General features: G+C 61.3%; 15 protein-coding genes. 10 read left to right on the top strand and 5 right to left on the bottom strand.

Annotated features, from left to right (window positions below; genetic code table 11):
* Positions 1–66 precede the first annotated feature (66 nt).
* Positions 67–1,251, bottom strand: a complete 1,185-nt coding sequence (locus RRH01S_RS00140; RefSeq protein ID WP_042469597.1) for an NAD(P)/FAD-dependent oxidoreductase — start codon at positions 1,249–1,251, stop codon at positions 67–69.
* Between RRH01S_RS00140 and mnmC2 the strand changes: the two genes are divergently transcribed.
* Entirely contained in the window at positions 1,250–1,984 is a 735-nt protein-coding gene (gene mnmC2, locus RRH01S_RS00135; protein ID WP_042469595.1) for a tRNA (5-methylaminomethyl-2-thiouridine)(34)-methyltransferase MnmC2, read from the top strand. The two genes, RRH01S_RS00140 and mnmC2, sit on opposite strands and share 2 nt — an antisense overlap.
* On the opposite strand, the gene RRH01S_RS00130 is transcribed toward mnmC2, so the two are convergent.
* Positions 1,981–5,241 (bottom strand): response regulator, encoded by a 3,261-nt coding sequence (locus RRH01S_RS00130; RefSeq protein ID WP_042469594.1) that lies wholly within the window; start codon positions 5,239–5,241, stop codon positions 1,981–1,983. The two genes, mnmC2 and RRH01S_RS00130, sit on opposite strands and share 4 nt — an antisense overlap.
* A 215-nt stretch (positions 5,242–5,456) precedes the next feature.
* Between RRH01S_RS00130 and RRH01S_RS00125 the strand changes: the two genes are divergently transcribed.
* The 4 genes from RRH01S_RS00125 (at position 5,457) to RRH01S_RS00110 (ending at position 10,632) form a co-directional block, all read left to right on the top strand.
* Positions 5,457–7,043, top strand: coding sequence for a trimethylamine methyltransferase family protein (locus RRH01S_RS00125; RefSeq protein WP_042469593.1), 1,587 nt, complete (start codon positions 5,457–5,459; stop codon positions 7,041–7,043).
* A gap of 144 nt (positions 7,044–7,187) precedes the next feature.
* Positions 7,188–7,511 (top strand): hypothetical protein, encoded by a 324-nt coding sequence (locus RRH01S_RS00120; RefSeq protein ID WP_012652037.1) that lies wholly within the window; start codon positions 7,188–7,190, stop codon positions 7,509–7,511.
* 309 nt (positions 7,512–7,820) lie between these two features.
* Positions 7,821–9,491, top strand: a complete 1,671-nt coding sequence (locus tag RRH01S_RS00115) for a DEAD/DEAH box helicase (RefSeq protein WP_012652038.1) — start codon at positions 7,821–7,823, stop codon at positions 9,489–9,491.
* Between the two features lie 262 nt (positions 9,492–9,753).
* Positions 9,754–10,632 (top strand): DMT family transporter, encoded by an 879-nt coding sequence (locus tag RRH01S_RS00110; RefSeq protein WP_042469592.1) that lies wholly within the window; start codon positions 9,754–9,756, stop codon positions 10,630–10,632.
* Between the two features lie 27 nt (positions 10,633–10,659).
* Here the strand turns inward: RRH01S_RS00110 and RRH01S_RS00105 are convergent, their stop codons facing one another.
* Complete coding sequence (locus RRH01S_RS00105; RefSeq protein WP_034517805.1) at positions 10,660–11,553, bottom strand: DMT family transporter; 894 nt, start codon at positions 11,551–11,553, stop codon at positions 10,660–10,662.
* Between the two features lie 401 nt (positions 11,554–11,954).
* On the opposite strand from RRH01S_RS00105, the gene RRH01S_RS00100 reads away from it, so the two are divergent.
* The 5 genes from RRH01S_RS00100 to RRH01S_RS00080 all read left to right on the top strand — a co-directional run bounded on the left by RRH01S_RS00100 (position 11,955) and on the right by RRH01S_RS00080 (position 17,751).
* Positions 11,955–13,364, top strand: coding sequence for a circularly permuted type 2 ATP-grasp protein (locus RRH01S_RS00100; RefSeq protein WP_034519280.1), 1,410 nt, complete (start codon positions 11,955–11,957; stop codon positions 13,362–13,364).
* 7 nt (positions 13,365–13,371) lie between these two features.
* Positions 13,372–14,313: an alpha-E domain-containing protein gene (locus tag RRH01S_RS00095; protein WP_012652042.1), complete on the top strand. Its 942-nt coding sequence runs from the start codon at positions 13,372–13,374 to the stop codon at positions 14,311–14,313.
* A gap of 12 nt (positions 14,314–14,325) precedes the next feature.
* The gene (locus RRH01S_RS00090) at positions 14,326–15,144 is read left to right on the top strand and encodes a transglutaminase family protein (RefSeq protein WP_007694295.1); all 819 of its coding nucleotides are present in this window, start codon (positions 14,326–14,328) and stop codon (positions 15,142–15,144) included.
* Positions 15,145–15,225: 81 nt separating this feature from the next.
* Positions 15,226–15,522, top strand: a complete 297-nt coding sequence (locus RRH01S_RS00085; protein WP_131596036.1) for a hypothetical protein — start codon at positions 15,226–15,228, stop codon at positions 15,520–15,522.
* Between the two features lie 375 nt (positions 15,523–15,897).
* Positions 15,898–17,751 (top strand): ABC transporter ATP-binding protein, encoded by a 1,854-nt coding sequence (locus tag RRH01S_RS00080; protein ID WP_012652043.1) that lies wholly within the window; start codon positions 15,898–15,900, stop codon positions 17,749–17,751.
* A 128-nt stretch (positions 17,752–17,879) separates the two neighbouring features.
* On the opposite strand, the gene araD is transcribed toward RRH01S_RS00080, so the two are convergent.
* Entirely contained in the window at positions 17,880–19,625 is a 1,746-nt protein-coding gene (gene araD / locus RRH01S_RS00075) for an L-arabinonate dehydratase (protein ID WP_007689731.1), read from the bottom strand.
* Between the two features lie 65 nt (positions 19,626–19,690).
* On the bottom strand, positions 19,691–21,124 hold the full coding sequence (locus RRH01S_RS00070; RefSeq protein WP_012652044.1) for an aldehyde dehydrogenase family protein: 1,434 nt from the start codon (positions 21,122–21,124) through the stop codon (positions 19,691–19,693).
* Positions 21,125–21,136 lie beyond the last annotated feature (12 nt).

Below are 21,136 nucleotides of genomic sequence, written 5' to 3'. Positions count from 1 at the left end.
GGTTGCCGATGGGCAAGGAGATAGGTGATTTGCGTGACAGATTGACGACCTGAACGCAGCTTACGTTCACGTTTTATGTGATGCAGCTACAATATGATTCGAAAGCGCAAAACCCTGCGGCAGCTTGAAAGAACACGGAATCTCCGCCGCCTCCAGAACCGCCGCCTCGGCCAGACGATGGGCCAGGCCGAAGCTGACCTTGAAACCGCCGGTCAGCGCGATCAGGCGCAGATGGTCCGGATGTGCTCCCACCATCGGGTCCCTGTCGATCGCCTTCGGCCGCAAGCCGGCCCAGCGCTCGACCACCTCGGCGTCGGCAAGAACCGGCGCCATCGCGCGGGCAGCGGCGAGCAGAGCGTCCAGCTGGCTATCCGTCGATGTCGGATCGTCAAAACGGTTCTCGCTGGTGCTTCCGACCGCTACCAGCCCGCCTTCGTGCGGAACGATATAGAGCCCGTCGCGAAAGATCACCGGCAGGCTTGCATCGACATCCGCCTTCAGCAAAGCCGCCTGGCCCTTGACCGGCTGGCCGAGAGGAGAATGGCGGCCGGGCGTCAAGCCGTCGAGTATCGGAAAGGAGCTGTGGCCGGCGGAAAGAATGCAGCGGCCGAAATGAATGGCATCCTCGCAGGTCGTTGCAATACCTCTGTCCGGATCGATACTGTCGACGCCCAATCCCTGGACAAGTCGAACATGTTTCGCCTTGCCGAGAAACTCGATCAGAACCTTCAGCAAGGCGCGCGGCGCCACGCGAGCGGCGAGCGTGTCGAAAACAAACCCGCTTTCGCCGGCGGCGGCATCGATCCAGCCATCGACCTGCGCGGTGTCCAGCACCTGCCAATGGAACTGCCGATCACCGTGACGCCAATGTGTCTCTGCGTCCTGCGAATGACCAAGCGCGATCTTGCGCAGATGCGGCTTCGGTAGGGGAATAAGTCGTCCCGAACGGCGATATCCAGCGGAAAGCCCGGTTGTGGCTTCAAGCGCCGCAATATCACTCTCCAGAGCCACCAGCGCATCGAATTGAAATTGCTTCTTCCCGGACCACTTGTCGGGCATATGCGGCATCAGCGCACCAAGCAGGCCGCCGCTTGCTCCGCTTCCCAGCCGGGCGCTATCGACAAGCAGCGTCTCTATGCCCAGCCGCTCCGCATGCACCGCCGCCCACAGGCCCATGATGCCGCCGCCGACGATCAGAAGTTCGACGGATGATTGACCGGCAGGCCCCGGAGGATTATCGGCTTTTCCCATGACAGATCCAGTTTCCGATCGGACGCACGCGACCGAGACCACTGCAGTGAGCCAAGAGCTCGAATGGCGCGACGGCGATATGCCCTATTCGACCGCCTTTGGCGACCATTTTTATTGCCAGACCGACGGCCGGCTGGAATGCGGCCACGTCTTCCTCGATGGCAATGGCCTGCCCGCGCGCTGGAACGGGCAGCAGAATTTCCTGATCGGCGAGCTCGGTTTCGGCACCGGCCTGAATTTCTGCGAGACCTGGCGGCAATGGAAGCAACACGGCGAGCCGAACTCGCAACTGCATTTCATGTCCTTCGAACTCTATCCGATGCGCGCCGAGGAGATCGACCGTGCGCTCGCACGCTGGCCGGAGATCGATGCCGAACGTCAGGCGCTTGTCGCCGCCTGGCCGGAAGAGCCACGCGGCACCGTCACGCTTACCCTTGACGCCCGCACACGCCTCAGCGTCGTCTGTGGCCCGGCAATGGACGGTGTGAGCCAGGCAAAAGCAGGCTTCGACGCGTGGTATCTCGACGGCTTTGCGCCGTCGCGAAACGCCGACATGTGGTCGCCGGAACTGATGCAGCTTCTTTATGAGAAGAGCGCCCCAGGCGGTACCTTCGCCACCTATGCCGCAGCCGGCTTCGTGCGCCGTAACCTGCAAACGGCAGGTTTTGCGGTCGAGCGGCGCAAGGGCTTTGCCGGCAAGCGCGAAATGCTCTGCGGGATCAAACAGGCTTAGTTGCGGGAGCGCTCGGTCTGAAGCACTTCGTCGCCGAGCCAGCGGCGGACCTTCGCTTCAAGAAGCTCAGGGCTGATAGGCTTCGACATATAATCATCCATGCCGGCCTCCAGGCACATGTCGCGGTCGACATCGAGCGCATGGGCGGTGACGCCGACGATCGGTACATGACATCCCAGCCCGGCTTCCGCCTCCAGCTGCCTGATCGTGCGCGTCGCCTGATGGCCGTTCATGACCGGCATCGAGACATCCATCATGATCAGTGACGGCCGCAGCTTGAGCCAGGCGTCCACGGCCTCCTGGCCATTCTGAACCACGAGGAAGCGCAGGCCTGTGACCTGCAGGATCTGTGTGAAGACGATCTGGTTGACCTCATTGTCCTCGGCCACGAGGACATCGATGGCGCTGACGGGGTTTGCTGACACCTCCTGCTCGACGGCCAGGATCGCGGCTTCCGCTTCAGCCTCTATCGGCAATTGCGCGGCGACCGCGGTCGCATAGCCGGTCATCCGTTGCCGGCGCGCCATGCGTACGACATCGATGATGGTACCGCGCAGCACATTGGCACGAACCGGCTTCATCAGATGTGCCTGACCGTTCAATGCCGCGAATTCCTTGTCGCTGCCGACCACATCCATGGATGTCAGGAAGATCAGGGACAGAGCTTCGAAGCGAGCATCCGCGCGGATGGTGCGCGCTACCTCGTCGCCATTCATGTCCGGCATATGGTAATCAAGGATCACGGCATCGACCGGCGCGCCCATCTCGGAAGCAGCATGGAGGATGGCAAGCCCTGTCTTGCCGTCTTCGGCGGCATAGCCGTCAAAGCCCCACTGCTGCAACTGCTCTTCCAAGATCCGCCGGTTGATCTCGTTGTCGTCGATGACAAGAATGCGCGCACCCTTGACATTGACCGGCACCGTGCGCGGTTCGCTGCGCGCGGCTACCGGCGGCATCGGTAGATGTACGGTAAAGGTCGACCCCTTGCCCCATTCGCTATCGACTTCGAGATAGCCACCAAAGAGATCGACCAGCCCGGCGGTGATCGCAAGACCGAGACCCGTGCCTTCGTGGCGCCGCGTCGAGGAGGCGTCGACCTGCGAAAACTTCTCAAAAATGGAGTCGAGCTTCTCCTTGGAAATGCCAAGGCCGGTATCCTCGATGCGAAGCGTCAGCATGACCTCGCCATTGTCGATCGGCTGGCTATCCACCTCGACCAGCACATGGCCGCGCTCGGTGAACTTGATCGCATTGCCAAGCAGGTTGGTCACGATCTGGCGGAAGCGGCCTGCATCCCCCAGCACCATGGCCGGCACCTCGGGCGTGGCGCGCACCAGAAGCTCGATGTCCTTTTCCGCCGCCGGCGACGACAGGAGCGTCGCGACATCTTCCACCGCTTCGGTCGGATCGAAGGCCGCCTTGCGCAGGCGCATCTGGCCGGCGTCGATCTTGGAGAAATCGAGGATATCGTTGATGATCGTCAGAAGCGCATTGCCCGACTTGACGATGATGTCGATGAAGGTCTTCTGCCGGGCATCTAGATCGGTCTTGGCCAACAATTCCGCCATGCCGAGAACGCCGTTCATCGGCGTGCGGATTTCATGGCTCATATTGGCGAGAAATTCTGATTTGGCCCGGTCGGCAGCTTCGCTGCGGGCCAGCAGCAGCTGTAGTTCCGCTTCACGCTTTTTCATCTCGGTGACGTCGGTCAGCACCACGGTCCAGCGGCGACTCTCGCTCACCGCCGCTTCGAGCTGTATCCAGCGCTCACCCGCCACCCGGAAGATCATCGAAACCGGCTTGTCCGCCGCCATATTTTCGCGCCAGGCAAACCGCAAGGCCTCCGGATCGGCACCGAAATCGCCGCGGGCAGCACAATGATCGAAGGCGGCGGACCAGTGCTTGCCAACCGCCAGACAATCCGCGGGAACGAGCAGCATGTCTGTCAGCGCGTCGTTCGCCAGCATAATGATGCCGTCCTGCAAGATCAGCAGCCCTTGCGACATGGCATGTGTCGCGTCCGTCATCAGATCGCCGAGACGTTCCAGCGCAAGATGCGCTTCATTGATCTCTCGCTCCTGTTGGCGCACGGAGGAGATGTCGGCATAGGTGACAAGCGTGCGGCCGTTTGAAATGCGGCGCGAATCCATAATGACCGATTTGCCGTCGGCATAGCTCATCTCGGTCTGGAGATTTGGCCCGGCGTTGTGGGAGGCCTCCATCCGGGCCTGGTAGATATCGTCGATATCGCCGGCATCGGCGCCGTAACGGCCAAGCTCGAAATGCTTGACGATGAGATCGCGAACAGGCCGGCCCTCAAAGCGCTCGTCCTTCGAGAAATCCCAGATGTCGTAAAAGGCATCATTGGTATATTCGACGTTGCAATCGCTATCATGGATCATCACGCCGATCGGCATAGAGCGGAGGATGCTCCCGAGATCCTGATGCAACGCCTCGGCGCGCGCCTGCGCCTCGATCAACTGCGTCTCGCGCAGCTTCAACTCGGAAATATCGTTCATGGAGCCGACGACATAGCGCTTGCCGTCCGAGGTGACGACACGGTTGATGCGCGTCATGATCGGATGCGTCACATGCTGCCGATCGACCACCTGCCCCTCGAAGGCGAGCCCACGCCCCTCATTCAGCACTTGCTCGTTTTCGGCGAAATAATCATCGGCGCCGGTTTCGAACATCTCGTGCTCGGTCTTGCCGAGTACATCGGCGCGGCTAAGCCCCGTGATCGCCGCGTAGGCCTCGTTGGAATAGATCAGCCGATGGCTCGCATCGCGCACGAAGGAGGCAACCGGCAGATCCTCGAGAATGGTGCGATAAAGCCCGGTCTCGTCGACGCTTTCACCCTGAATGCCGACGTCACGCGTCTCGGAGGAGAAAACCGAAGGCACGGCCGGCGCATCGAGAAATATGCCGAAGACATAAAGCCGGTCCTCGGACGGCGAGAAGCTTTCGATCTGCACCCGCGACCGGACATGGCCGGCCGGATCGAAGCACAGCGCCGTCTCCTCGGAACCGAACACCAGCGAGCGGCGCTCCTTGTCCTCGCGGTCGACTTCCTCGCCACTGTCGAAGAGATCGCGGCTGCGATTGCCAATGAAATCGGAGATATCGCGCCGGAAAAACCGCGCATAGGCCTGGTTGACGGCGACATAGCGCAGATCGCTGTTCTTGACATAAGCCGGCTGATCCAGATCGGCGATCCGGCGGCAGGCCAACTCCAGCAGTTCACCGTCCGAGTTCAACAGCGCCCCTCTTCTCACCGCTCACGATAGTTTACTGAACCAAGGCTGTATCACAAAGCGCTTTAACAAGCCGTTAACCATATTTTCAGCCCACCGAACGTCGCGTTCAGACCACCGAATATCCCAAAACGGTCACTCCCTGGTCGCAAACGACGGCAGCATCCAGCATCGAACTCTGCCAAGAATCACGTTGGGATAATGGTGGAGAAAGAGCGATGAGCCACGATGCAACAACGGCCTTGCGCGAGACCGATACAGCAGCGGTGCCAGCCGAGCGCCGCCGCCGGACCGGTGGCCGCGGCGCTGAACGCAGCCGCAAACCGAGCGGTTCGAAGTACCTCAACCTCGTCAACAATCTCGCGCGCACCGAACTTCTGTCGCCCGAAACGCTGGACGACATTCACGAGGCGTCGCTGACCATTCTCGAAGAGATCGGCATGGACATCATCCTGCCGGAAGCGCGCGAGCGCATGAAGGCGGCAGGTGCAGACGTCACGCCCGGCACCGAGCGCGTCCGCTTCGATCGCGGCATGATCATGGAACTGATCACCTCCGTCCCCTCGACCTTCACGCTGCATGCCCGAAATCCGCTCAGAAACGTGGAGATCGGCGGCAACAACCTCATCTTCGCTCAGGTCGCCTCCGCACCTTTCGTCGCCGACCGCGAAGGCGGCAGGCGGGCCGGCAACCGGGAGGATTTCCGCAAGCTGATCAAGCTTGCCCAATCCTACGACGTCATCCACACGACGGGCGGCTATCCCGTCGAGCCCATCGATATCCACGCCTCGGTGCGCCATCTCGACTGCCTCTCCGACATCGTCAAGCTGACCGACAAGGCGTTTCACTGCTATTCCCTCGGCAAGCAGCGTAATCTCGACGGCATCGAGATCGCCCGCATCGGCCGCGGTATCAGCATGGAGCAGATGGAGCGCGAACCGTCGCTCTTCACCATCATCAACTCCTCCTCCCCACTGCGCCTCGACGGGCCAATGCTGCAGGGCATCATCGAAATGTCGTCGCGCGGCCAGGTCGTGGTCATCACGCCCTTCACGCTGGCGGGCGCCATGGCGCCGGTGACCATTGCCGGCGCGCTGGTGCAGCAGAATGCCGAAGCGCTCTGCGGCATCGCCTTCAGCCAGATGGTGCGCAAGGGAGCGCCGGTCATGTATGGCGGCTTCACCTCGAACGTCGACATGAAGACAGGCGCGCCGGCCTTCGGCACACCGGAATATATGAAGGCGGTGATCGCCGGCGGCCAGCTCGCCCGCCGCTACGGCATCCCCTACCGTACTTCCAACACCAACGCCTCCAACACGCTGGACGCACAGGCAGCCTACGAGTCGGCGCTGTCGCTCTGGGCGCTGACCCAGGGCGGCGGCAATTTCGTGCTGCACGCCGCCGGCTGGAGCGAGGGCGGGCTGACCGCCTGCTTCGAGAAATTCATCCTCGATGTCGACATGCTGCAGATGGTCGCCGAGTTCCTGACCCCTCTGGATGTCAGCCAGGATGCACTGGCGCTCGACGCCGTGCGCGATGTCGGCCCCGGCGGCCACTATTTTGGCACGGCCCATACGCTCGCCCGCTATGAGACCGCCTTCTATTCGCCCATTCTTTCCGACTGGCGGAACTACGAGACCTGGACGGAAGCCGGCCGTCCCACGACCTATGATCACGCCAACCGCATCTTCAAGGAAACCCTTGCCCGTTACGAGCGTCCACCGCTTGATTCAGCAATCGAGGAGGAGCTTGATGCCTTTGTGGCAAGACGCAAGGAGGAAGGCGGCGTGCCGACTGATTTCTAGAGTGAAATCAATACACTCCATGCGTTCAGCATGAACAAAATTTAATGTGACACGCGCCCGTTTAGCCGCGACTTCGCCTCGTTTCCCGCCCAATTTCGACCTCGGCTTCGGCTGGGAGGCCTTTTGTTTGGGAAAGGAATTTCAATGTCTGTGCTTCGCACTGTAACCACGGCGGGCCTCATCGCGCTGACACTCGGCAGCGCCGCCGCCGTCACCACCACAACTGCCGCCGCTTCCGAGCGCAGCGCAATCTTCGGCGGCCTCGCTGCCGGCCTTGTCGGCGGCGCCCTCGTGGCGGAGGCCGCCCGTCCGGTTTACCCGGCTTATCCGACCTATTACCGCGCCTATCCGGCCTACTACAATGGTCCGGTTTATGAGCGGGTCTACGAGCGTCCATACCATGGCTGCTATTGGTCATGGCGCCATGACCGCTGGGGCCAGCCGTTTCGTGTAGAGGTCTGCCGTTAAGGCCGATCTATCCACTCGCGAACCTGTTGACGCCGCCGGACCTCCGGCGGCGTTTTTATTGCGCCTGCGAACAAGCTTTCGGCCGTACCCCTTGACTTTAGCCGCGAATAGGACCAAATGCGCTTCAGCTTTCACCTTCCGGCCGCCGCGTGAGCGTGCCCTGCGGGACTTTATGTACGCAAGAGAAGGACAAAAGCGCTTTTGAAATGAGACCGCACCCAAGGCGGTCAGATGCGCTGGAAAGCTTTTTCCAACTTACAAGTTCCCACTTCACGCGGGGTTCTTGACGCCAGAGACAGACCGGACCGCATGGTGCGACCCGGCCTATTTGCTTTGGCGCCCCCGAAAGGTATTGAATTGACCGATTTTCACTCGCTTGGTCTCTCCAAGCAGATCGTCGATACGCTGTCGCAGAACAACTTCGCGACGCCGACGCCGATCCAGGCACAGGCTATCCCGCTTGTCCTGCAGGGCCGCGACCTCATCGGCCTCGCCCAGACCGGCACCGGCAAGACCGCCGCTTTCGGCCTGCCGATCATCGAAATGCTGTTGAAGGACGCCAAGCGTCCCGATAACCGCACCGTCCGTACGCTTATCCTCGCCCCCACCCGCGAACTGGTGAACCAGATCGCCGACAACCTCAAGCTCTTCGTCCGCAAGACGGCGCTGAGGATCAACGTCGTCGTCGGTGGCGCCTCGATCAACAAGCAGCAGCTGCAGCTCGAGCGCGGCACCGACATTCTCGTCGCCACCCCCGGCCGTCTGCTCGACCTCATCAGCCGCCGCGCCCTGTCGCTCGGCCAGGTGAGCTACCTCGTCCTCGACGAAGCCGACCAGATGCTCGACCTCGGCTTCATCCACGATCTGCGCAAGATCTCCAAGATGGTCCCGGCCAAGCGCCAGACCATGCTGTTCTCGGCCACCATGCCGAAGACGATCGCCGATCTCGCTGCCGAATATCTGACCAACCCGGTCAAGGTCGAAGTGTCGCCTCCGGGCAAGGCCGCCGACAAGGTGGAACAGTATGTCCACTTCGTTTCCGGCCAAAACCACAAGACCGAGATCCTGAAGGAAAGCATTTCCGCCAATCCGGATGGCCGCGCCATGGTCTTCCTGCGCACAAAGCACGGCGCCGAGAAGCTGATGAAGCATCTCGAACACGTCGGCTTTGCAGCCGCCTCGATCCACGGCAACAAGAGCCAAGGTCAGCGCGAGCGCGCCCTGAAGGGCTTCCGTGACGGCGAAGTCCGCGTTCTCGTCGCCACCGACGTCGCCGCACGCGGCATCGACATCCCCGGCGTTACGCATGTCTACAACTACGACCTGCCGGAAGTGCCGGACGCCTACGTCCACCGCATCGGCCGTACCGCACGCGCCGGCCGTGACGGCATCGCCATCGCGTTCTGCGCTCCCGACGAAGCCCGCCTGCTGCGCGACATCGAGCGCCTGATGGGCATCGAAATCGCCGTTGCCAGCGGCGAAGCCCCGGCCGATCGTGGCCGTCCGGCTCGCGGCAACAACCGCGCAGGCGGTCGTGGTGGTCAGGGTCAAGGCCAGGGTCGTGGCGGCGCAGGCCAGGGACGCGCCGAAGGCCGCCCCGCTCGTCCGGCCCGTCGTCCTCATCGCGAAGGTGAAGCCGGCGAAGCCCGCGCCCATAACGGCGAGCGTCAGGAACGTCGTCCGCAGCGCGAGAACAATCGCAATGCCGACTTCCGCGGCCAGCGCCGCGACGAGCGCGCCCCGCGTCCGGAAGTAGACAACGATCTCGCATCGACGTCCGATTTCCGCCCGGCCAAGAAGCCGCAGCACAATGGCGCGGCAAACGAAGCCGGCGCCCATCGCGGTCCCCGCCACGCTCACGGCCGTCCCACGGGTCGCCATGAAGACCGTGGCCAGAACGCTCAGGGCGAACAGCGCAAGGACGGCGGCATGAAGCGTCGCGGCCCCGGCAATGGCGGCCAGCGCCGCGAACGCGCTTGATCAAATCTTGATTGAACGAGAAAGGGGGCCGATCGGCCCCCTTTTTTATTGCCGTTTGAAACCGCAAAATTCCGACATCTGACAGTCACGGCAACAATTTCGAAGCGCTAGAGATTTCTCGAAAATCTCATCCCGATCAACGGGGAACATTTGAACGGTTATTCCGCCCAAATCCGGCTGCGCGCGGGTACACTGCCAACACATTCGCAAAACTCCCAATATTTGGAGCGAGGCATTGCGCACGGCAACATTGACACGGTCGATGTCGGCAAGCGACTGGGGGCAACTCTTGCTTCTCGGCAGTCTTTGGGGCGGCTCGTTCTTCTTTGCCCGTATCGCCGTGGCCGACATTCCGCCCTTGGCGCTCGTCCTCTACCGCGTATCGATCGCAGCGCTTGTACTGCACCTGTGGCTGCGGTTGCGCGGCATTTCCTTCGCGCCCGCCTTGGCAAAGCCTGGCTCATTCCTCTGCCTCGCCCTGCTCAACAACGTCATTCCCTTCTCGCTGATCTTCACCGGACAAACGAAAATCGGCGCGGGTCTCGCCTCCGTGCTCTACGCGACGACGCCGCTCTGGACGATCTTGGTGGCAAATTTGCTGACGGCGGATGAGAAGCTGTCGACGGCCAAGCTTATCGGCGTCGGGCTCGGGATCGCGGGAGCGGCGATCATGATCGGGCCGGGTCTTCTATTCCAGACCGACGGCCCGACATGGGCCAAGCTGGCGGTAGTCGGGGCAGCAATTTCCTATGCCTTTGCCGTGGTCTATGCCAAGCGCTTCAGGGCTATCACACCATCCGTCGTTGCAACTGGCCAGCTCACCACTTCCACCATCCTGATGGCGCCGATTGTCTTCTTTCTCTATCGGCCCGAAAGCATCGTCACGTCGAACATTTCCATCTGGATGGCTGTCGGTTTTCTCGCAGTTTTCACGACGGCATTCGCCTTCATTCTCTACTTCAACATCATCGCCTCGGCCGGAGCGACAAACGCATCCCTCGTCACGCTGCTGGTGCCCGCCAGCGCAATCATCCTGGGTGCTGCCTTTCTTGGCGAAAGGCTTGAGCTTTACGAATTCGCCGGCTTGGCTCTGATCGTTTTCAGCCTCATCATCATGGATGGCAGGCTTTTCCGCCGATGAGGATGAAAACAGCCCTCGCCGGGTGCCCTATTCCGGCACCACATCCGCCGTGCGCCGGTTGGTCAGATAGACGCCCATCACCACGACCAACGTGCCGATGATGATCGGCAGGGTCAGCGGCTCGCCGAAGGCAATCGCCGCTTCTATGGCGACGGCGGGCGGCATCAGATAGATCAGCGAGGCCGCACGCGATACCTGTCCTCGCCGGATAAGATAAAGCAGCAGGCCGACCGCACCCATCGACAGGCCAAAGACCGACCAGATGACGGCAAGGATCGCCTCATGCGTTCCGTCAAAATGCAGATCCTCGAACATCAGCGCCAGCGGCACGGTGACGATCAGCGCGCCGACATATTGCAGCGTCGCGATGGTCCTGAGATCGCCGGTCTGCAAGTGACGCTTCTGGTAGAGTGTGCCGTAGGTCACCGACACCATCGCCAACAGATTGACAGCGAGCGGGATCGCCGATTGCCAGAGGCCGGTCGTATCCGACCCCAAGAGCTTCGGCGAGATCGCAATCGCAATGCCGATGAAGCCAAGCAGCAGACCAAGACGCTGCACCGGCTGCAAACGTTCGCCGACCAGATAGGGCGCGGCCATCGCCGTCATCAACGGCTGCAGGGCGGCGATAATGCCAGCAATCCCAGCCGGCACGCCCCTGGAGATCGCCCACCAGAGACAGCAGAGATAGATCCCGTGCAGAAAGATGCCGGAATAGATGGCGCGAAAGACGCTCGACCAATCGCGCGGCCATTTCGCGCCGGTAAAGGAGCAAAACAGCACAAAGGCGAGCGCCGACAGGCTGTAGCGGATCATCAGGAAGGTGAACGGCCCCGAATGCATCGTCGCATATTTCGCGACGATCCAGCCCGTGGACCATAGGAAGACGAAGATGGCCGGCGCGAATTTATCGAGGGACATGGGGCTCGGACTGACATTGATTTCGCACGCCGGAGCCGGCGTCAGAATTGAGACCGGAACGTCACGCGCCCAAGCGGGCAACCCGCTGATAGCCTAGGGCAAGCAAGGCGTCAAAATCGATCCGCTGAACACAAGGATCAATTTTCCTTCATGTCAGCTCTCGCTAGTTGGGCTCAAGGGGATTCGGCGTGCTGCTTCAGCGCGCAGATGGCGTAATAAGCAGATGCTCAAATTTTGATCGCGACTTCGAGGCAATCGTCGAGCATCTTCCGTCAAGACAATTCAAAATGCCTGGAAATCCGGCATTTTTGGCAGCTTCGAAATTCGTGCACGCAAACGCGCATACTTCTTGCATTGTCAAAACTGTTGTACTCAAATGGAAAAAAATGGGGACCGCACCTTTGGCATTTGATGAAATGATTACTGCGGATGAAAGTCCGCGCACACCTTACGAAAAATATTTCGAATGGTACTCCGGCCAGGACAGAGGCCATCTTATTGCCAAATCCCGCGACGCGGAAAACATCTTCCGAAAGACGGGCATCACCTTTGCGGTCTATGGACACGCAGATTCCTCCGAAAAGCTCATCCCCTTCGACATCATTCCGCGCATCATTTCCGGCCGTGAATGGCGCAAGCTCGCCCAGGGCATCGAACAGCGGGTCATCGCTCTCAACGCCTTCCTCCACGACATCTACCACAAGCAGGAAATCATCCGCGCCGGCCGTATCCCGCGCGAGCTGATCGAGAAGAACGATGCCTTCCTGCCGGAGATGATCGGCTTCCGCCCGCCCGGCGGCGTCTATACCCACATCGTCGGCACCGACATCGTGCGGACCGGCGAGGACGAGTTCTACGTGCTGGAGGACAATGCCCGCACGCCCTCCGGTGTCAGCTACATGCTGGAAAACCGGGAAACCATGATGCAAATGTTCCCGGAGCTGTTCCACCAGAACAAGGTGCAGCGCGTCGAGGACTATCCGTTGCAATTGCGCCAGAGCCTCGCCTCGCTCGCCCCTCCCGGCTGCACCGGCAAGCCGCGCGTCGCGGTGCTGACGCCCGGCATCTACAATTCCGCCTATTACGAACATTCCTTCCTCGCCGACATGATGGGCGTCGAGCTGGTGGAAGGCTCGGACCTCCGCGTCATCGACGGCAAGGTGAAGATGCGTACCACACGCGGCTATGAGGCGATCGACGTGCTTTACCGCCGCGTCGACGACGATTTCCTCGACCCCCTCACCTTCCGCTCGGATTCGGCGCTCGGCGTTCCCGGCATCATGGATGTCTATCGCGCCGGCCACATCACCATCGCCAATGCCCCCGGCACCGGCATTTCCGACGACAAGGCGATCTATTCCTACATGCCGGAGATCGTCGAATTCTACACCGGGCGCAAGCCGATCCTTGAGAACGTGCCGACCTGGCGCTGTTCCGAGCCGGACAGCCTGCAATATGTGCTGGACAACCTGGCCGACCTCGTCGTCAAGGAAGTCCACGGTTCCGGCGGCTACGGTATGCTTGTCGGACCGACCGCCTCGAAGAAGGAGCGGGCGGAATTCGCCGAGAAGCTGAAGAGCAGGCCGAATAATTATATCGCGCAGCCGACCCTTTCGCTGTCGACCGTGCCGATCCTCGTCAACAAGGGCATCGCGCCCCGCCACGTCGATCTGCGCCCCTATGTGCTCGTTTCCGACAAGGTGCGGATCATTCCCGGCGGCCTGACGCGCGTGGCACTGAAGGAAGGCTCGCTGGTGGTCAATTCGAGCCAGGGCGGCGGCACAAAAGATACCTGGGTTCTGGAGGACTGAAACGGACATGCTTGGAAGAACCGCGAATGGCCTCTACTGGATGTTCCGTTACATCGAGCGCGCCGAAAATATAGCCCGCCTTGTCGATGCCGGACAGCGCATGTCGCTGACGCGCAGCGGGGCGGTGGAAGACGATTGGGACGGCGTGCTGCAAAGCGCCGGCGTCCGCGAAGCCTATGACGAAGTGCACAGCAAGCTGACGGGCGCCGACGCGATCGACTATCTGATGCGCGACCGCTCCAATCCGTCGAGCGTGATGTCCTGCATCGAATATGGCCGCAACAATGCCCGCATGGTTCGCACCGCACTGACGCGCGAGACCTGGGAAGCGACCAATGAGTGCTGGATCGAGCTGAAGACATTGCTCGGCAAGCGCCTGAAGACCGCCGAACTGCCGGAGACGATCGACGTCATCAAGCGTCGCGCCGGATTGATCCGCGGTGCCTTCCACGGCTCGATGCTGCGGAACGAACTCTATAACTTCGCCCGCATCGGCACCTTCATCGAACGCGCCGACAATACCGCCCGGATCCTGGATGTTAAATATTACGTCCTGCTGCCGTCGGTCTCGCATGTCGGCTCCTCGCTCGACAACGCGCAATGGGAATCGATCCTGCGTTCGGTCTCCGCCCACCGCGCGTACAAATGGGCCTACGATCCGGAATACAAGCCGGCCAATATTGCCGACTTCCTGATCCTCAACAGCCAGATGCCGCGCTCGCTCGCCTATTGCTACGACAAGATCGTCAGCAATATCAGCTACCTGGCACTGGAATACAACAAGCGGCTGGCGGCGCACGATACCGCCGACGCCATCTGCGAGTTGCTGCAGAAGCTGACCATCAAGAACATCATGGACCAGGGTCTGCACGAATTCCTGGAGGATTTCGTTTCGCGCAACAACAAGCTCGGCGCGGAAATCTCCGACGGCTACCGGTTTTATCAGTAAGCGGATGACAATATGAGACTGACGATCAGCCACATCACGGAATACCGCTACGACGAACCGTCGCAGTTCTCGCTGCAGCGCCTGCGGCTGACGCCGCTGACCGGCATCGGCCAAACCGTCCACGACTGGAAACTCACCGTGGAAGGCGCCCGTCCGGAGGTCGAATACGAAGACCAGTTCGCCAACCGCGTCACGCTCGTCTCGCTCGACGGTGAGCAGGACGCGACCCGGATCGTCGCCACCGGCGAGATCGAAACGCAGGATCTCAACGGCGTTCTCGGCCCGCACACCGGCTTCGGCCCACTCTGGCTCTTCCTGCGGGACACGCCGCGTACCAAAGCCGGCAAGCTGACGAAGGAGCTGCTGCGCGGCGTTTCCGGAGACAATGAACTCGGCCGGATGCACGCGCTGATGAGCGCCATCCACCAGACAGTGGACTACAGGCCTGGCACCAGCGACACGGAAACGACCGCCGAACAGGCACTGGAGAAGAAGAGCGGCGTCTGCCAGGACCACGCCCACATCTTCATCGCCGGCGCCCGCGCGCTGAATATCCCGGCGCGCTATGTCTCCGGCTATCTCATGATGGAAGGCAAGAACGAGCAGGCCGCGACCCATGCCTGGGCCGAAGCTCATGTTCCGGGCCTTGGCTGGGTCGGCTTCGACCCCGCCAACGACGTCTGCCCCGACGAGCGCTACGTCCGCATCGCCACCGGCCTCTGCTACCGCGACGCCGCCCCCGTCTCCGGCATGCGTGTCGGTGGACCGGGTGAAAGCCTCACGGTCAAGGTGACGGTGGCAAGCCAGGGGCAGAGCCAAAGCCAGAGCTGATAGGAGAAAATTCGGGCTGCGGGGACATCTAAGAGCTTGATCTTTATTGAGCTCCATCTCGCAATTTTAGAAGGTGAGCCCATGCGTCAGGTCATATGCGTTGGTGTACTTCTCATCGTCGCGGTTTTGCTCAATGCGCCGATGGCCGCCAAAATGGCAGGGGATGGCAATTGGGGTGAAGCGGTCGGCAGCATGCTCTTCGCGCCGATCGTCGTCTTCTATTTCGTTCATTCGCTGGTCTATTACGCAACGCGCTTTCTGCGTGGGCCGGCTGCGGTCGCGACCTATGCGGCTTCAAAGCTCAACTACATCGCGTTCGTGATCAGTCTGCTCGGCGTGCTCGGCGCTGTCGCACAGCGTATGACGCCGCCGGTTTAACCGCCCCCCTGTCTCAAAACGCAATCGCAAAATTCGCAGTTATGCGACTGAGCCTTGCGACAGTAAGTATTTCACATATCAAAAGGGGCGGAACTTGCGTCCCGCCCCTTTCCAATTCCAGACATCAATCTCAGTGGCTATCGCGATTATTCGGGATTTCCGAGCCGCGTGCGCTAACCAGAAAGTCCGGGTCGGCGCCGGTATCGGCCTGCCCAGATCGCCAACCTGGGCGCTGGCGGCTCCGAGGCGACTTGGAGTCGCCGCAAAAATCCTGACCTTTGCTAAGATGTTCTAATTGAGATTGCAGCTGGAAGGTGATCCTATTCCTGCTAGCTGAGTCCTCGCCCTCCTTTCCATTTAGAGCCCGAGCGAGCCATGTCGATTTCAGATGCGATCTACCGTCCGTTCGAAAATTTGATTCGGCCACTCGATATTCCCTACCGGCCGCTACCCTCCAAAGGGCCTGTCACCGTCCTTCTGCACTTCATCTCGATGTTTCGTGGCGTGTTGATCGCGCTCGCGCTTTCATCCATGGCGATGGAGGCCATCAACCTGACTACGATCTGGGGGCTTTCAGTCATCGTCGATGGCGTATCGCAGAAGGGCGCATCCGCCTTCTTGCACAGCGAATGGCCACTTCTGACCTTTCTCGGGCTCCTGATCTTTCCGGCCATACCAATTGCCTCGTTCCTTCTAAACACGCTCACCTCGCACACGCTCGGCATTGGCATGCCGGCCGCCATCCAGTGGCAGGGGCACAAGGCGGTGGAGCGACAGGATCTCGCCTTTTTCCATGATCTCTATGCCGGACAAGTCGCCTCGCGCCTGCAGCAGGTGTCATCTGCCGTCCAGCAGCAGATCATTGCCGCCTTCCAGTCCATTCCGCGCTTCCTGCTGCAACTGGTCGGCTCCGTGATCCTGCTGTCGAGCCTGTCCTGGCAGCTCGCCTTACCAGTCGTGGTCTGGATCGCGCTCAATGTCGCTCTCACCGTCAAGATGGCGCCGATCTTTGCCGAGCGTTCGCGCCGCACCGCCAAGCAACGTAGCCTCGTGGCCGGTGCCATCACCGACCTCTACACAAATATGCAGATGATCAAGCAGTTCGCTGCCGAAGACAGCGAAGCCGGCGCCATCCGCCGCGTCATCCGAAAGGCCATACAGACGCAGCACGGGGAACAGCGTATCTATCGCACCTCGGAACTGGTTGTCGTGCTCCTCAATACGGTGCTTTGGCTGGTAATGCTGTCGATCGGTTTTTCAGGCCTCGTCAACGGTTTCCTCACGGTTGGCGAGTTCGTCGGCGCGGTCTATATCCTCCAACGGCTCTCTACGCAGATCTTCACCTTCCTGCAGATGGGCCAGCAGATCTTTCAGGCGATTGGGACGATCAAAGACGCGATGCCCGTGATGACGACGCCACCCAGCATCACGGATCAGCCTGACGCGGCCAGTCTCGCGGTCAACAGCGGCGAGATTCGTTTCCAGGATGTCCGCTTTGCATATAAGTCCGGGAAGCCTGTCATTGATAATCTGTCGCTGACGGTTCGGCCCGGCGAGAAGGTGGGGCTGGTCGGCCTCTCCGGGGCTGGCAAGACGACGCTGGTGAGTCTGCTGCTGCGCTTCTACGACATCGGAGACGGCGCGATCCTCATCGATGGACAGGACATTCGCGAGATCACGCAGGCAAGCCTTCGCCGCAACATCGGAGTCATCGCGCAGGACGTCGCGCTACTGCACCGTTCGGTCGGCGATAACATCCGCTATGGCCGACCGGAGGCGACACAGGAGGAGATCGAAGAGGCAGCGAAGACGGCAAAAGCCGATGTATTCATCACCGATCTTGCGGACGGCGAAGGCCGTAAGGGCTATGATGCCTTCGTCGGCGACCGCGGCATCAAGCTCTCCGGTGGTCAGCGGCAACGCGTAGCGATCGCCCGCGTTTTGCTGAAAGACGCGCCGATCCTCGTGCTCGACGAGGCGACCTCCGCCCTCGATAGTGAATCGGAGGCCGCCATCCAGGAAAAACTCAACCTCGTGATGGAGGGAAAGACGGTGATCGCCATCGCACACCGCCTTTCGACCATCGCCATGATGGACCGGATCGTCGTGCTCGATCAGGGTCGTATCCTGGAAGAAGGCAGACCGGACGAACTGATCGAACAAGATGGCCTGTTTGCCCGCCTGTGGAAACGCCAGACCGGCGGCTTTATCCCCGAAGAAATCAATTAGCGATATTTTCGCCGCGAATTCATAATTTATGAAACGAAATCAATACCTTTGAAAGGCCGACATTTCCTGCCACATATCAAAAGGGGCGGAACTCTCGTCCCGCCCCTCTCAAATTTCAAACACCAATCTCAGTGGCTGTCACGGTTCATCGGGATGTCCGAGCCGCGTGCGCCAACGAGGAAGTCCAGGTCGGCACCGGTATCGGCCTGCATAACGGTCTTCACATAGAGACCACCGTAGCCGCCGGCGAGTGGCTTGACCGGGGAGACCCAGGCAGCGCGGCGCTTGGCCAGCTCTTCGTCGGAGATCTCGAGCTGGATCGTGCGGGCCGGCACATCGACCGAGATCAGGTCGCCGTTCTGAACCAGTGCCAGAGGTCCGCCATCGGCGGCTTCAGGCGCGGTGTGCAGGATGACGGTGCCGTAGGCGGTGCCGGACATGCGCGCATCGGAGATGCGGATCATGTCGGTGATACCCTTTTTCAGCACCTTCGGCGGCAGGCCCATGTTGCCGACTTCGGCCATGCCCGGATAGCCCTTCGGGCCGCAGTACTTCAGCACCATGATGCAGTTCTCGTCGATGTCGAGATCGTCGCGGTTGATGCGGGCGTGGTAGTCCTCGATGCTTTCGAAGACGACAGCGCGGCCCTTGTGCTGCATGAGGTGCGGCGAGGCGGCGGACGGCTTCAGGACGGCACCCTTGGGCGCCAGATTGCCGCGCAGAACCGCGATACCGCCCGACTGCGTCAGCGCCTTTTCGCGCGGGACGATGACGTCGTCATTGTAGTTGACGACATCCTTGACGCCGTCCCAGATGCTTTCGCCGGTGACGGTGATCGCGTCCTTATGCAGCAGGCCCATGTCGCCGACCGCCTTGATGACGACGGGCAGGCCGCCGGCATAATAGAACTCTTCCATCAGGTGCTTGCCCGAGGGCTGCAGGTTGACGATGGTCGGAACTTCGCGGCCAAGGCGATCCCAGTCGTCGAGCGACAGATCCACGCCGATGCGGCCGGCGAGCGCCAGCAGATGCAGCACGGCATTCGTGGAACCACCAACGGCGCCGTTGACGCGGATGGCGTTCTCGAAGGCTTCCTTGGTCAGGATGTCGGAAGGCTTCAGGTCTTCCTTGACCATGTCGACGATACGGCGGCCGGAGAGCTGCGAGATCACGCGACGACGGGCATCTACCGCCGGAATGGCGGCGTTGCCCGGCAGGGTCATGCCGAGGGCTTCGGCCATCGACGCCATGGTCGAGGCCGTACCCATGGTCATACAGCTGCCGGCCGAGCGGGCCATGCCCTGCTCCGCATCCATGAACTCTTCCAGCGACATCTCGCCGGACTTGACCATTTCCGAGAACTGCCAGACGGCCGTGCCGGAGCCGACATCCTTGCCACGCCATTTGCCGTTCAGCATCGGGCCGCCGGATACCAGAATGACCGGGATATCGACGGAAGCCGCACCCATCAGAAGGCTCGGCGTGGTCTTGTCGCAGCCGCCAAGCAGCACGACGCCGTCGACTGGATTGCCGCGTATCGCCTCTTCGACGTCCATGGCCGCCAGGTTGCGGAACATCATCGCCGTCGGGCGCAGCGTGCTTTCACCGACCGAGAACACCGGGAATTCAACCGGGAAACCGCCGGCCTCGTAAACGCCGCGCTTCACGCGCTCTGCAAGATCGCGCAGATGCGCGTTGCAGGGCGTCAGCTCCGACCAGGTGTTACAGATGCCGATGATCGGACGGCCGTCGAACGTGTCGGCCGGCAGGCCCTGGTTCTTCATCCAGGAGCGGTGCATGATCGCGTTCTTGCCCGTGCCGCCGAACCAGTCATAGGAGCGCAGTCTGCGCGGCCATTCAGCTTTCTTCTTCATAATCTCAGTACCTTTTTTCCGTCGTCCAGGCCGCCTCGTACGAACCTGGACATTGAAATCGATGGTCAGGCCAGCGTGTAGGCCGTCTTGACCGTGGTGAAGAACTCGGCGGCGTATTTGCCCTGCTCGCGCGGGCCGAAGGACGAGCCCTTGCGACCGCCGAACGGCACATGGAAGTCCACACCCGCCGTCGGCAGGTTGACCATCACCATGCCGGCTTCGGCATTGCGCTTGAAATGCGTCGCATGCTTCAGGCTGGTGGTGGCGATGCCCGAGGACAGGCCGAACGGCGTGTCGTTGGCGACGCTCAGCGCCTCTTCATAGTTCTTCACCCGGATGACCGAGGCGACCGGCCCGAAGATCTCTTCGCGGCTGATGCGCATCTGGTTCGTGGCTTCGGTAAACAGCGTCGGCTGCAGGTAGAAGCCGGGGGTGTCGCGGCTGATGATCTCGCCGCCGAAAGCGAGCTTGGCGCCTTCTTGGCGGCCGATCTCGATATAGTCCGTGTCGGTCTTCAGCTGCTTGGCGTCGACGACCGGGCCGATATGCGTGCCGGCCTTGACGGCATTGTCGACGTTCAGCGTCTTCAGCTTCTCCGTCAGCGCCGCCACGAACTTGTCGTGGATGCCTTCGGTGACGATCAGGCGAGACGACGCGGTGCAGCGCTGGCCGGTCGAGAAGAAGGCGGAGTTGGCGGCGGCCTCGACGGCAACCGTGAGATCCGCATCGTCAAGAACGACCATCGGGTTCTTGCCGCCCATTTCGAGCTGGTACTTGCGGCCGTGCTCGACGGAGGCGAGTGCCACGCGCTTGCCGGTGCCGACCGAACCGGTGAAGGTGATGCCGGAGAGAACGGGACTGTCGAGCATCGCCTGGCCGACGACCGAGCCCTTGCCCATGACAAGGTTCAAGACGCCCTTCGGCAGGCCGGCGCGGTGAAGAATATCGACGATCGCCCAGGAGCAGCCCGGCACCAGATCGGCGGGCTTGAAGACGATGGTGTTGCCATAGCAGAGCGCCGGTGCGATCTTCCAGGCCGGAATGGCGATGGGGAAGTTCCAGGGCGTGATGATGCCGATGACGCCGAGCGGCTCGCGGGTGATTTCGACGCCGATGTTCGGACGCACGGAAGGCAGCACTTCGCCCGCAAGACGCAGCGCCTCGCCGGCAAAGAAATCGAAGATCTGCGCGGCGCGGATCGTCTCGCCGATCGCCTCGGGCAGCGTCTTGCCCTCTTCGCGGGCGAGCAGCGCGCCGAGTTCGTCCTTGCGGGCGAGGATCTCGTCGCTGGTCTTCCTCAGGATCGAGTGACGCTCGAGAATGCCCGAACGCGACCATGCCGGAAACGCGGCCTTGGCGGCAGCAATCGCATCCGCAACGTCCTGGACGCTGGCGCTGGCGTAGAGGCCGACGACCTCGTTGGTGTCCGACGGATTGATGTTCTCGGCGCCGGTCGTACCGGTCCATTCGCCGGCGATCAGATTCTGATGAATGGTCATGGCTTCATGCCT

This window comes from Rhizobium rhizogenes NBRC 13257 (genome assembly GCF_000696095.1).
Lineage (GTDB): Bacteria > Pseudomonadota > Alphaproteobacteria > Rhizobiales > Rhizobiaceae > Rhizobium > Rhizobium rhizogenes.
The sequence above is the reverse complement of the archived record's forward strand: the minus strand, read 5'-3'. Positions and strand labels throughout refer to the sequence as shown.

Excerpts from the sequence above, each read along its gene's own strand:
- mnmC2 (WP_042469595.1), top strand. The coding sequence starts at position 1,250 with ATGACAGATCCAGTTTCCGATCGGACGCACGCGACCGAGACCACTGCA.
- RRH01S_RS00140 (WP_042469597.1), bottom strand. The coding sequence starts at position 1,251 with ATGGGAAAAGCCGATAATCCTCCGGGGCCTGCCGGTCAATCATCCGTC.
- RRH01S_RS00125 (WP_042469593.1), top strand. The coding sequence starts at position 5,457 with ATGAGCCACGATGCAACAACGGCCTTGCGCGAGACCGATACAGCAGCG.
- RRH01S_RS00120 (WP_012652037.1), top strand. The coding sequence starts at position 7,188 with ATGTCTGTGCTTCGCACTGTAACCACGGCGGGCCTCATCGCGCTGACA.
- RRH01S_RS00115 (WP_012652038.1), top strand. The coding sequence starts at position 7,821 with ATGGTGCGACCCGGCCTATTTGCTTTGGCGCCCCCGAAAGGTATTGAA.
- RRH01S_RS00110 (WP_042469592.1), top strand. The coding sequence starts at position 9,754 with ATGTCGGCAAGCGACTGGGGGCAACTCTTGCTTCTCGGCAGTCTTTGG.
- RRH01S_RS00105 (WP_034517805.1), bottom strand. The coding sequence starts at position 11,553 with ATGTCCCTCGATAAATTCGCGCCGGCCATCTTCGTCTTCCTATGGTCC.
- RRH01S_RS00095 (WP_012652042.1), top strand. The coding sequence starts at position 13,372 with ATGCTTGGAAGAACCGCGAATGGCCTCTACTGGATGTTCCGTTACATC.
- RRH01S_RS00090 (WP_007694295.1), top strand. The coding sequence starts at position 14,326 with ATGAGACTGACGATCAGCCACATCACGGAATACCGCTACGACGAACCG.
- RRH01S_RS00085 (WP_131596036.1), top strand. The coding sequence starts at position 15,226 with ATGCGTCAGGTCATATGCGTTGGTGTACTTCTCATCGTCGCGGTTTTG.
- RRH01S_RS00080 (WP_012652043.1), top strand. The coding sequence starts at position 15,898 with ATGTCGATTTCAGATGCGATCTACCGTCCGTTCGAAAATTTGATTCGG.
- araD (WP_007689731.1), bottom strand. The coding sequence starts at position 19,625 with ATGAAGAAGAAAGCTGAATGGCCGCGCAGACTGCGCTCCTATGACTGG.
- RRH01S_RS00070 (WP_012652044.1), bottom strand. The coding sequence starts at position 21,124 with ATGACCATTCATCAGAATCTGATCGCCGGCGAATGGACCGGTACGACC.